This is a genomic window from Massilia violaceinigra (assembly GCF_002752675.1).
GTDB lineage: Bacteria > Pseudomonadota > Gammaproteobacteria > Burkholderiales > Burkholderiaceae_D > Telluria_A > Telluria_A violaceinigra.
Window position 1 is genome coordinate 3,081,333 of sequence record NZ_CP024608.1, and the last position, 11,977, is coordinate 3,093,309.

Genomic DNA, 11,977 nt, shown 5'->3' on the forward strand with positions numbered 1-11,977 from the left:
ACGGTGAGTGGCCTCGATTCTACTGCACGCGCATGCTCAGTCGACAGCCGCCATCCTGATTTCATCGTTGTGGTGGCGCTGCTGCTCTTCCATCACCAGTGCCCCCAGCTCGCGCTTAAGTTCATTGAAAGCTGCCGACGACGGATCGCGCATGCGCGGCAGTTCAACGATGATGTCGCGCTTGACGGTGCCCGGCCGGTAGGTCATCACGATGATGCGGTCGGCCAGGTAGATCGCCTCTTCGATGCTGTGGGTGACGAACACGATGGTCTTTTTCAGGTCGGCCCAGATGCGCAGCAGCTCGTCCTGCAGGTTGCGCCGGGTGAGGGCGTCGAGCGCGCCGAACGGTTCGTCCATCAGCATGATGGGCGAGTCGAGCGCCAGCACGCGCGCGATCGCCACGCGCTGGCGCATGCCGCCCGACAGGTCCTTGGGAAAGCGATGCCGGAAATCCGACAGCGACAGCATCTCCAGCAGGGCGCCGACGCGCTGGTCGATCGCGGCCGGCTCCATGCCCTTGATCCCGAGGCCGAAGCCGATGTTCTTTTCGACTGTCATCCAGGGGAACAGGGCGTACTCCTGGAACACCATGCCCCGGTCCGGGCCGGGGCCGGTCACGCGCGCGCCATTGGCGTGGATGTCGCCGGTGGACGGCAGCGAAAAACCGGCGATGGCATTGAGCAGGGTCGATTTTCCGCATCCCGATGGCCCCAGCAGGCAGACGAACTGGCCGTCCGGGATGTGCAGGTTGATGTCGCGCAGGGCGGTCACTTCGCGCTCGCCGGCATTGAATATCTTGCTGACGTTCGCAACGTCGATATGGGAGGAAGTCATGTCAGCTCTCCAGGCCACGGTGCCAGCGCAGCAAATGGTTGTTCAGTTTATTCATGGCGATGTCGATGCCCAGGCCGAGGAGGCCGATGCTGATCATGCCGGCGACGATTTTGTCGGACCAGAAGTATTCGCGCGCTTCGAGAATACGGAAACCCAGCCCGTTGTTCACAGCGATCATTTCGGAGACGATGACGACGATGAACGCGGTACCGATCCCGATCCGCACGCCGGACAGGATGTACGGCACGGCGGCCGGCAGCATCACGCGCAGGAACATGGTGCTCTGGCTGGCGCCCAGGTTGCGCGCGGCACGGATATAGATGCTGTCGACCTGGCGCACCCCGGCGATGGTATTCATCAGCACCGGGAAGAACGCGCCGATGGCGATCAGGAACACGGCCGGCGCATTGCCAAGGCCGAACCACAGGATCGCCAGCGGAATGTAGGCGATCGGCGGAATCGGGCGCAGCACCTGCATCAGGGGATTGAGCCACGCGTACATGGTGCGGCTCGATCCCATCGCCAGCCCGAGCGGCAGGGCCAGCCCGGCGCCGATGACGAAACCGACCACCACGCGGTACATGCTGCCCATGGTGTCGATCAGCAGTTCGCCCGAAAACATCCACGCCAGGCGCGATCCGGCGGCCGGGTCGTAGGCGCTCAAGGGCAGCGCATACTCGATCCACTTGAGCAGCACCGCCCATGGCGATGGCAGCACCTGCGGGTTGATCACCCCCAGCATTGCCCCGGCCTGCCACAAGGCGATGATGACGACCGGTACGACGAATCCAACGGCGCTTTCGCGCCATTTAGCTTGGGTCATGAAGGCCTCCGCTTACTGGACGGACAGGGACTTCTTGGCCTGGTCGAGCAGGTCGGTCTTGACCCAGTCCTTGGCGAGCGGCGGCGTGCGCATCTTGCCGGTACCGGTTTTGGCCATCACGTCGGTGGTGGTCTGGATATGCTCGATGCTGACGTCGTAGGTGTAGGGCGAGTTGGCGATCGCGTCCTCGAAATCGTCCTTGGTGATCTGGTTCTTGAACATCGATTCGCGCACATATTTTTCGCCGGCTGCCTTGTTATCGATGAACAGCTTGGTGGCCTGCACGAAGCAGCTCATGAACTTGGCCGCAGTGGCGCGGTTCTCCTTGTAGAATTTTTCGCTCATGACGAGCGTGCGTACCGGCTCGCCGATCGGGGTATCGTAGGGCTTCATCACTTCCATGCCGAAGCCCTTGTTGATCGCTTGCGACGATTGCGGCTCGCTTTGCATGATCGCGTCCAGGTTCTTGCCGAGCAGCGCCTGGTTCAGGTCCGCGAACGCGAGGTAAATGACATGCACGTCCTTGCCGGCCGAATCGGACCAGGTCAGGCCATGCTTGGCAAGCTGCGCATACAGCAGCACTTCATGGATGCCGCCGCGCGTCACGCCGACCTTCTTGCCCTTGAGGTCCTTGACCGACTTGATGCCGCCGTCGGGGCGCGCGACCAGGCGCGCGCCACCTTTAGCGAAACCGGCCACGATGTAAATGGGAGCGCCATTGGCGCGGCCGGAAATGGCCGCTTCCGATGCGGTGGCGCCGACGTCGAGGTCTCCCGACAGGATCGCCTGCATCACGTCGGGGCCTTTGGCGAACATGTTCTCTTCCACCTTGATGCCGCACTTGGGCGCGATCTCCTTGATGTACGAGACGGCGCCGTAATGGGCGAATTTGAGGTTGCCGAGCCTGACGACATTGTCGGCTGCTTGAGCGGACGCGGACAGGGCGGCAGCCGCCAGGATCAGGTGGTGGATGGTTTTCATTTTTCGTCTCCGTTATGGTTTAACTACACCATGTCTATTGCATCTTTCGTGCCAGCGGCGCAGGCGCTGCCCGCACGGGCAAAGCGGCAAGGAGACGGACGCAAACTGGCGAAAATCCGGAACGGGGACACTGCGGCGTGCGGAAAACCGCGTGGAAGGAGAAAGGCGCCACGGCTGCGGCGCCCGGAGTGCGTACTTACTTGTAGATGCCGCAGTTGATGATCAGGTCTTCGTATTTTTCGAAGTACATCGACTTCGGTTCGATCTGCTTGGTGACCGGGTTGACGAATTTGTAATCTTGCCAGCCTTTGCCCTTGGCCTTGACCAGGTCGAGGCGCTCGCGCATGAACGACTTGCCGTCGGCGTCCTTCAGGTCGATCAGGTCCTTGCCCTGCATCTTGGCGTTGGCGCCATGCGCCAGGTTCTTCATGGTCATGTCGTTGATGGTCACGTACAGGTCGCGGTCGCGAAAGCGCGTGCTTTGCATGTCGTTGATCTCGGCGATGGTTTTTTCGCGGCCATTCGCTTTCATGTAGGCGATCACCTTCTGCACCAGTGCCTTGGCTTCCTCGGCACTGCCATGGTCGCTGGCGGCGACACTGCTGGTGCAAAACACGGCGGCGCAGCACATTAACGCGATCTGGAACAATTTACGCATGATGATCCCCTTATCGTTGTCGGGCGGGGAGGCTGGCAGCTTCCCCGCCCTTATACGGCCAGTTTTTACGCCTTGGCCGGTGCGGCGTCGGAACGGTAGTTATCCATCATCTTATAGCGTGTCGCGTACCAGCCGAAGACGGCGGCGGCCACGAACGCAAAGCCGGCAAAGAAGTACATCTGGAAGGCGATGACGCTAAAGCCGCTGGTGGCGATGTTCGCGACCACTGCGTCGTTCTTGACGCTGGCGTTGACGATCAGGACCCACAGGCTGCCCACGGTGGTGGCCAGGAACCAGAAGGCCATGATCACGCCCTTCATGGATGGTGGCGACTGGCTGTAGGCAAATTCGAGGCCGGTGGCCGATACCAGCACCTCGCCGAAGGTGAGCAGCGCGTAAGGCAGGACCTGCCATGCCATCGAGGTTGGCGTGCCGCCGTCCATCTGCACCTGCAGGGTGCCGATCACGATCCACGACAGCGCCGAGAACACGATCCCGGTCGTCATGCGGCGCAGCGGAGTCGGTTCGACGCCCATCTTGCGCAGGGCCGGGTACAGCACCAGGTTGTTGAACGGGATCAGGATCATCACCAGCAGCGGATTGAGCGCCTGCATCTGGGCCGGTACGAACGTGAAGTCGCGGCCGAATATGCTGAGGGTGGGCGGGATCATCGAATTGGCTTGCACAATCCAGGTCGACGCCTTCTGGTCGAACAGCGAAAAGAACGGTGTCACCAGCGCGAACACGATCAGGATGCGCAGCACGGCGCGCACGCCGTCGACCGCAACGTCCGGGTGCAGGCCGCGCGCGCGCTCGAGCTGCATCGAAGTGCCGATGCCGCCGAACGCCAGCAGCAAGACCAGCGCGGTACAGGCGGCGATGACGAAACCCCACTGTGGCGACATGGCCAGCGAAGCCACCGCGCCGGCTACGCCGAACAAGGCCACCCCGAGGCCGGTGCGGGCCTGGCCGGGTTTGTGCGCCAGCAGGGCAGTGCGCGCCACGCGGGTAAACGAATCCGGATCGGGCGGGGCGGGCGGGACGTGGATATATTTTTTGCGGCCCAGCCAGAACACCATCGTGGCCACGAACATGAGCGCACCCGGAATGCCGAAAGCGACGGCAGGTCCGTAATCGCGCAGGAAGATCGGCATCAGCAGCGAGGCGAAGAAGGAGCCGAAGTTGATCATCCAGTAGAACACGTCGTAGACGACTTTCGCCTTGTTCTTGTTGGTCTGGTCGAACTGGTCGCCCACGAACGACGAGATCAGGGGCTTGATGCCGCCCGAGCCTAGCGCGATCAGGAACAGGCCGAAGTAAAAGCCCTTGAGGCTATCTTCAAAGATCGCCAGGCAGGCGTGGCCCGCGCAGTACACGAGGCTGAGCCAGAAGATGGTGTCGTATTTACCGAAGAAGCGGTCGGCCAGCCAGCCGCCCAGCAGCGGAAAAAAATACACACCGATGACAAAGGTGTGGAACACGTGCTTGGCTTCGCCGGCGCGGTCGGCAACCGGCATGAACAGCAGCAGAGTGCTGATCAGGAAGGGGGTGAGGATGTTGCGCATCCCGTAAAAACTGAATCGCTCGCATCCCTCGGTGCCCACGATGTACGGAATCTGACGGGGCATCGGCCCGTTTCCGTTTTCTTTATCCAACTGCGACATGGGTACTCCCACTATTTAAACAGATGGGATGCTAAGCCCAAGCCCGGAGGCTGGCAATAGGTATCGTTCGTCGTGGCGGTGTGCCGTGCGCAGTCCCCGGGCGCGTCGTTACAACAGTACCGGTCGGTACCGGGTATGCCTGTAGTTTGACTACTGAATCCATTGCGTCAGTGTCGATGCATTTGGCATAAGTTATTGAAATAAAAGGAAATTTCTCGATATCACTGTTTTGTGCTGTAAATTGTAAAATCCCTTGGCTTGATGTATATTATGTACAAAAACTCCTATGGGCGCCCATCATGAACAAAGATAATTCGCTGCACTCCGAACAAAATACGCCATGGTGGCGCGAGGCCGTCATTTATCAGGTTTATCCACGCAGTTTCCGTGATACCAATGGCGACGGAATCGGCGACCTGCCCGGCATTACCGAAAAACTCGACTACATCGCCGGCCTGGGCGCCGATATCGTATGGATCTCCCCGTTCTTTACGTCGCCGATGAAGGACTTCGGCTACGACGTGGCCGATTATTGCGACGTCGACCCGATGTTCGGCACCCTCGACGACTTCGACGCGCTGATCGCCAAAGCGCACAGCCTGGGCCTGAAGATCATGATTGACCAGGTGCTCTCGCACACCGCCGACATCCACCCGTGGTTCGCCGAGAGCCGCAAGAGCCGCGACAATCCCAAGGCCGACTGGTACGCGTGGGCCGACCCGCTCGCGGACGGCAATCCGCCGAATAACTGGCTGTCGGTGTTCGGCGGCTCGTCGTGGCAGTGGGACAGCCGGCGCAAGCAGTACTACCTGCATAACTTCCTGGTCAGCCAGCCGGACATGAATTTCCACCATCCCGACGTGCAGCAGGCGCATTTGGACAACCTGCGTTTCTGGCTGGCGCGCGGCGTGGACGGCGTGCGCATGGACGCCTGCAATTTCCACTTCCACGATCCTGAACTGCGCAGCAATCCGGCCGCCACCAATCGTGACACCTCCACCGTCACCGATGTGAACCCGTACGGCATGCAGGCGCACGTCTACGACAAGACGCGTCCGGAGAACCTGGCCTTTCTGCAGAAAATCCGCGTGCTGCTGGACGAATTCGGCGCGGTCGCCATCGGCGAAGTGGGGGCGGACGATGCGCTCGGCGTCATGGCCGACTACACGGCCGACGGCGACAAGCTGCACATGGCGTACAGCTTCAATCTGCTCACGCCTGAATTCTCGGCAGGCCACGTGCGGCGCCAGGTCGAAGAATTCGAGGCGCGCGTCAAGGGCGGCTGGGCCTCATGGTCGGTCGGTAACCACGACAGCATCCGCGTCATGACGCGCTGGGGCGGCGCCGCGCCGACCCATGCGCTGGCCAAGCTGGTGCTGGCGATGCAGCTCTCGCTCAAGGGCACGCCGTGCCTGTACCAGGGCGACGAACTGGCGCTGACCGAGGCGGACGTGCCGTTCGAGCTGCTGCAGGACCCGTACGGCATCACCTTCTGGCCCGAGTTCAAGGGCCGCGACGGCTGCCGCACGCCGATTCCCTGGACCGCCGAACTGCCCAACGCCGGCTTCACCACTGGTACGCCGTGGCTGCCGGTGGCTGAAGAACACATCGCGTCGGCCGCCAGCGCACAGGAAACCGATACGGACTCGCCGCTCAATTTCGCGCGCCGCATCATCGCCTGGCGCCGCCAGCAGCCGCAGCTCACGCGCGGCGAGATCGTCTTCTTCGACGCGCCTGAACCCGTGCTGGCGCTGCGCCGCGACCTGGCCGGCCACGCGAGCGTGCTGGCCGTGTTCAACCTCGGCCCGGACCCGGTCACCTACGAGTTTGCCGACGCCCTGGATGCGGTCTCGATGATCGGCCACGGCCTGCATGGCAGCGCCGAAGGCAGCACGCTGACCTTGCCGGCGTATGGCGCGTGGTTCGGTACCAAGAACTGATGAACGAGCAGCCGGATCCCGAAAAATTCGGCCGCACGGCCTTTGCCGACGGCCCGCGCCTGCTGGCCGACATCGGCGCGACCCATGCGCGTTTTGCGCTGCAGACCGCGCCCGGCGTATTTCGCTCGGTGCGGGTGCTCAAGTGCGACGACTTCGAGGGCATCGTGGCGCTGCTGCGCTTTTACCTGGCCGACCATGCCGGCATGGTGCTGAACCATGCGGCGCTGGCTGTCGCCAACCCGGTCAACGGCGACCAGGTGCGCATGACCAACCGCGCCTGGGAGTTTTCCACCGATGCGGTGCGGCGCGAACTGGGGCTGCACACGCTGTTGATCGTCAACGACTTCACGGCCCTGGCGATGGCGCTGCCGGGCCTGACGCCGGACGACCTGATGAAGGTCGGCGGCGGCACGGCGGCCGGCAATGCCGTCATCGGCGTGCTCGGTCCCGGCACCGGCCTGGGCGTGTCGGGCGTGATTCCCACGGTCGATGGCTTTGTCACCCTCGGCAGCGAAGGAGGTCACGTCAATTTCGCGCCGGCCGACGAGCGCGAATTCGCGATCCTGCAGTTTGCCTGGAAGGAGTGGCCGCACGTATCGAACGAGCGCCTGATTTCCGGACCCGGCATGGAAATCATTTACCGTGCGCTGGCGCAGCGCAACGGCGTGGCGGTCGCGCCGCGCACCTCGCCCGAGATCATCGCCGGCGCCGTCGACGACAAGGACCCGCTGTGCCTGGAGGTGATCGAGTGCTTCTGCGGCATGCTGGGCGGCGCCGCGGCCAACCTGGCGGTGACCCTGGGCGCGTTTGGCGGCATCTTCATTGGCGGGGGCATCGTGCCGCGCATGGGCGAGCTGTTTGCCGGTTCGCCGTTTCGCAGCCGCTTCGAGGCCAAGGGGCGCTTTTCTACCTACCTGGCCGATATTCCCACCTACGTCATCACCACGCCCAATCCGGCCTTTCACGGCGTGGCGACGATTTTGTCGGAGCACCTGCGCGGGCGCAGCGGCGCCAATACGCTGATGGAGCGCGTCCAGCATCTGCAGCACGAACTGACGCCCGCCGAGCAGCGCGTGGCCAGCCTGGTACTGGAGCAGCCGCGCCTTGTGCTCAATGAGCCGATTGCCGATATCGCGCGCCTGGCGGAGGTGAGCCAGCCGACCGTGATCCGCTTCTGCCGTTCGCTCGGCTTCCTGGGCCTGGCCGACTTCAAGCTGCGCTTCGCCAGCAGCCTGACCGGCGCCATTCCCGTGCGCCACAGCCAGGTGCGCGGCGGCGACAGCACGCATGACGTGTCGGCCAAGGTGATCGACAACACCGTCTCGGCGATCCTCAAGTTCCGCGACCAGCTCGACGTGCGCGCGCTCGACCGCGCCATCGAACTGCTGACCCACGCGCACCGGGTCGAGTTTTACGCGATGGGCAATTCACGGGTGGTGGCGCTGGACGGCCAGCACAAGTTTTTCCGCTTCCGCATTCCGACCGCCTCGTACGGCGACTCGCACCTGTTCACGCTCGCGGCCGAACTGCTCAAGCCGGGCGATGTGGTCATTGCGATTTCAAATTCCGGGCGCTTGCCCGAACTGCTGGCCGCCGTGGATGCGGCGCGCGCGGCCGGCGCCGATGTGATTGCGATGACCAGCAGCGGCTCGCCCCTGGCCAAGAAGGCCACGGTGTGCCTGGCGGTCGATCATGCGGAAGACAGCACCAGCTTCCTGTCGATGATCTCGCGGATCATGCAGCTGCTGCTGATCGATATTCTGTCGGTCGGGATTTCGCTCGGCGCCGACGGGCAACCGGACGGCGGCAACCGCCACACGCAGATTTCGCACCTGGGCGGGTAGGGCACCCGCCGGCATCAATCAAGGCGGAGGAGCCGGAACCGGAGTCGGGCCAGTCTCGGTTGGCGCGGGCGCCGCTTCTTTAGCAATGCGCTCCATCGGGCGCGTTTCGGTGCGCCACTGGGCCAGCGTGAGCTGGCGGTCGTCGTTCATGTCGTCGACCAGAATCTCGTCGCCTGTGGCGGCAACCAGAAAAGTCTCCCAGCGATGAGCCGCATCCTTGCTGTTTTCGACGAAGCTCAGGGTCCAGTAATTTTTGCCGTTGATGACCTTCATCGCGGTCTCGTCGTCGAGCACCGCGCCACGCGCGGTTCCGCCCGAGGATTTCTCGATATGCGCCGACCAGGCTTTCAGCTCCGGCAGCGCCATCAGCGCATCGATCGCCTGCGCTTTGGTGCGCGCGATCTGCGCCCCCGGCTTGGCACTGGCGGCCACCGGGGTCGGCGCATGGGCCGATTCATGGTACCGGTGGTACACCACGGCGCCCGCGGCGACCAGGGCGATCATGGCAAACAGCAGGACTACTTTTTTCGACGATCCGGACATAGATGTGGGCTGCAAAGGCACGTTGATGTTGTGGTCATACTACGCCAAAACTATACGGGGAGCAACATGGCCAGCGGCCCACGCAACGGCATCCTCCAGCCGGTCGTTTCCCCAGAACATCTCGTCCCGGGCAAAGAACATCGGCGCGCCGAACACGCCGCGCCGCATGGCTTCCTCGCCCTGGGCGCGCATGGCCAGCTTGTTCTCGTCGGTGCCGGCGGCGGCGATCAGGGCGGCGGCGTCCAGGCCCAGCGCGGTGAGGATCTCGCCGACCAGGGCCGCGTCATCGATCTCGCGGTCCTCGACGAAATTGCATTGTATGATGCGGCGGCAAAACGCGCCGATCCACGCTTCGCCGGCACCAAGCAGGGCGACGCGCAGCGGCAGCAGCGCGCGCCGCGGAAAGGTGCCCGGCTGCGTCCACGGCAAGCCGTATTTATCGCACTGGCGCTGCATGTCGCGCCACACGTAGGCGCCTTTTTCCTTTTGCAGCACGAAGGGCGACGTGGTCCAGCCCAGGGACTTGAACACGGGCCCGAGCAAAAATGGCTTCCACAGCACGCGCACGCCCTGCGCGGCGGCCAGCGCCTCGATGCGCATGGTAGTCAGATAGCTGTAATTGCTGCCGAAATCGAACCAGAATTCGATCTGCGGATCATTGGTAAGCATGACGTCTCCTTGCTTGGTTAATCGTAAATGACGAGGCAGCGCGCTTCGATGCTCACGCGCGGTGGCACGCCGGGCGGCGCGTCGGGATGCTCGAACGCGGCATGCGGCGTGAAGCGGGCCGCCCCGCTGCGTTGGGAATCATACTGCTTGAAGACCAGCGCCTCGTCCGGATGCATGGCCGGAAAATAGAACCAGCGGTGCAGGGGCGAATAACGCGCCAGATAGATTTCGCCGGTGCGGCGCGGATAGCGTACCTCGGCCTCGACCATGTCCTGCGCGGCCACGCTGCGGGCGTCGCACACGGCCAGCGGCGTGTCGAGCACCGGGGCGCGGATCGAGCGCCACACATTGACGATGCTGTAGCGCCGTCCGTGCAGCTGCGCGGCCAGTTCGCCGAAGACCAGGCCAAGGCGCTTGTCGCCGGAATGATCGGTGTAGTCGTTGTGGACGCAGCCGTTGGGACCGGCCGGCTGGCCCCGGTCCGCACGTCCGAATCCCGGTGCGCCGGCGCCGGGGCGGCAATGGCGCACCAGATGGTCGAATACGCGGGCGCGGGTCGCGCCGGTGACGGCGCAGGCCAGTTCGGCCACCTCGGGATAATAAAACCGCACGATGTCGTCGTCGGTCAGGAAGCTGCGTTTGTCGACCGGCGCGTCGCACAGGACGAAGCCGTCGGCATGCACCGATGGCGCAGTTGCCAGCAGCCGGGCGTCGCCGATGCACACCGTGCGGCGGTCGGCGTCGTAGTTCTGCCATGGCTGGCCGGGCGGCGGTTCGCAGGCATAGTTGAACGGGCCGGCGGCCGGCGGATGCATGTAGGCGAGCGTGGCCTGGACTGATCCGGCTTGCGCGGGCAGGGCGAAGGGGGCGTTCATGCGGAGTCTCCTGGGGGTGTCGCCGGGACGATTCCCGTTCGACCCGTTCATTGAAACCCGCCGGCGGCATGCGCTCAAGCGCAGAACGCGCCGTGTTCGCATGCATGCGGCGCATGCGTGGCGCAGCGGCTCGTGCCGCTTCAGTTGACGGCCGCAGCTTCGTTGACGATCCAGTCGATCACCGCGCCGACGTCCGCACGCGGCTCGGCGACGGCGCGCACCAGCCAGTAGGCGTGCTCGCAGGGGGAAGCGAGTCGGGAGCAGGGCAGTTGCACCAGCCGGCCCGCGCGCAGCATCGGCTCGATCAGCTCGATGCGGCCAAGCGCGACGCCATGGCCGGCCAGGGCCGACTGGATCACTTGATCGTACTGATTGAAGCGCAGGATGCTTTTCGGTCCGGCCAGGCTTGGTCGCGCCCGGTCAGGCCCGGCGGCCTGCAGCCAGTCCTTCCAGTGCAGCCAGGGCTGGCCCGGATGATCGAATTCGAGCAAGGTGAGGCCGGCCAGATCGGCGGGTCCGTCAAGACGCGTGATGCCGAGCGACGGGTGGGCCACCGGCGCGATCGTTTCGCGAAACAGCAGCGTGGAGTGGGGCGCAACGGCGGCCAGCGGTGCATAGCGGATCGCCAGGTCGAGCCCTTCGCGTTCCAGGTCCTGGATGCGGTTGTTGGCGGCCACGCGCAGATCGATGCCGGGGTGCTGCTGCTGGAAGCTTCCCAGGCGCGGCAGCAGCCACAGGCCGGTCACCCCGATGCTCGCGCTCAGCGCCACTTGCCCGTTGCGCGCCGACGGCTTGATGGCGGCGCAGGCGTCCTGCAACTGCCGGAGCGCGCCGTCAGCGCTCTGGAACAGCCTTTCCCCGGCCGGCGTGAAGGCGATCGCGCGATGGGTGCGGACGAACAGGCGCACGCCGAGCCGCTGTTCGAGCGCCTGGATCTGGCGGCTCAGGGCCGACTGGGTCAGGCACAGGTCGGCGGCCGCCAGGGTGATGCTCATGCGCCGCCCGACCGCCACGAAACCGCGCAGCGGCTCCATCATGGCCGCCAGGGGAACCAGCGAATCCGACATGCGCCCTCCTCATGCAAAACGCCAGCATACCAGCGCCCGCCGCCAGGTCTGGTATTCAGACACGGGCCGAAGCGTACTG

11 protein-coding genes are annotated in these 11,977 nt (G+C 64.2%); 2 read left to right on the forward strand and 9 right to left on the reverse strand.

What is annotated here, in order from left to right; all coding sequences use genetic code 11:
- Positions 1-36: 36 nt before the first annotated feature.
- From CR152_RS13870 to CR152_RS13890, 5 genes are all read right to left on the reverse strand, one after another.
- Positions 37-834 (reverse strand): ABC transporter ATP-binding protein, encoded by a 798-nt coding sequence (locus CR152_RS13870; RefSeq protein WP_099875433.1) that lies wholly within the window; start codon positions 832-834, stop codon positions 37-39.
- Position 835: 1 nt separating this feature from the next.
- Positions 836-1,657 (reverse strand): ABC transporter permease, encoded by an 822-nt coding sequence (locus CR152_RS13875; protein ID WP_099875434.1) that lies wholly within the window; start codon positions 1,655-1,657, stop codon positions 836-838.
- Positions 1,658-1,669: 12 nt separating this feature from the next.
- Positions 1,670-2,638: an ABC transporter substrate-binding protein gene (locus CR152_RS13880; RefSeq protein ID WP_099875435.1), complete on the reverse strand. Its 969-nt coding sequence runs from the start codon at positions 2,636-2,638 to the stop codon at positions 1,670-1,672.
- 196 nt (positions 2,639-2,834) lie between these two features.
- Positions 2,835-3,296, reverse strand: a complete 462-nt coding sequence (locus tag CR152_RS13885; RefSeq protein ID WP_099875436.1) for a cache domain-containing protein — start codon at positions 3,294-3,296, stop codon at positions 2,835-2,837.
- Positions 3,297-3,361: 65 nt separating this feature from the next.
- Positions 3,362-4,924, reverse strand: a complete 1,563-nt coding sequence (locus CR152_RS13890) for a POT-type proton-dependent oligopeptide transporter (RefSeq protein ID WP_099875437.1) — start codon at positions 4,922-4,924, stop codon at positions 3,362-3,364.
- Positions 4,925-5,259: 335 nt separating this feature from the next.
- Between CR152_RS13890 and CR152_RS13895 the strand changes: the two genes are divergently transcribed.
- Entirely contained in the window at positions 5,260-6,900 is a 1,641-nt protein-coding gene (locus tag CR152_RS13895; protein WP_099875438.1) for an alpha-amylase family glycosyl hydrolase, read from the forward strand.
- Positions 6,900-8,744 (forward strand): glucokinase, encoded by a 1,845-nt coding sequence (locus tag CR152_RS13900; protein ID WP_099875439.1) that lies wholly within the window; start codon positions 6,900-6,902, stop codon positions 8,742-8,744. The genes CR152_RS13895 and CR152_RS13900 overlap by 1 nt, the downstream gene beginning before the upstream one ends.
- Before the next feature lie 18 nt (positions 8,745-8,762).
- Here the strand turns inward: CR152_RS13900 and CR152_RS13905 are convergent, their stop codons facing one another.
- The 4 genes from CR152_RS13905 to CR152_RS13920 form a co-directional block, all read right to left on the reverse strand.
- Complete coding sequence (locus tag CR152_RS13905; RefSeq protein ID WP_208640120.1) at positions 8,763-9,287, reverse strand: hypothetical protein; 525 nt, start codon at positions 9,285-9,287, stop codon at positions 8,763-8,765.
- A 39-nt stretch (positions 9,288-9,326) separates the two neighbouring features.
- Positions 9,327-9,956, reverse strand: coding sequence for a 2-hydroxychromene-2-carboxylate isomerase (locus CR152_RS13910; RefSeq protein ID WP_099875440.1), 630 nt, complete (start codon positions 9,954-9,956; stop codon positions 9,327-9,329).
- Positions 9,957-9,973: 17 nt separating this feature from the next.
- On the reverse strand, positions 9,974-10,831 hold the full coding sequence (locus CR152_RS13915; protein WP_099875441.1) for a CmcJ/NvfI family oxidoreductase: 858 nt from the start codon (positions 10,829-10,831) through the stop codon (positions 9,974-9,976).
- A gap of 140 nt (positions 10,832-10,971) precedes the next feature.
- Positions 10,972-11,898 (reverse strand): LysR substrate-binding domain-containing protein, encoded by a 927-nt coding sequence (locus CR152_RS13920; RefSeq protein WP_099875442.1) that lies wholly within the window; start codon positions 11,896-11,898, stop codon positions 10,972-10,974.
- Positions 11,899-11,977 lie beyond the last annotated feature (79 nt).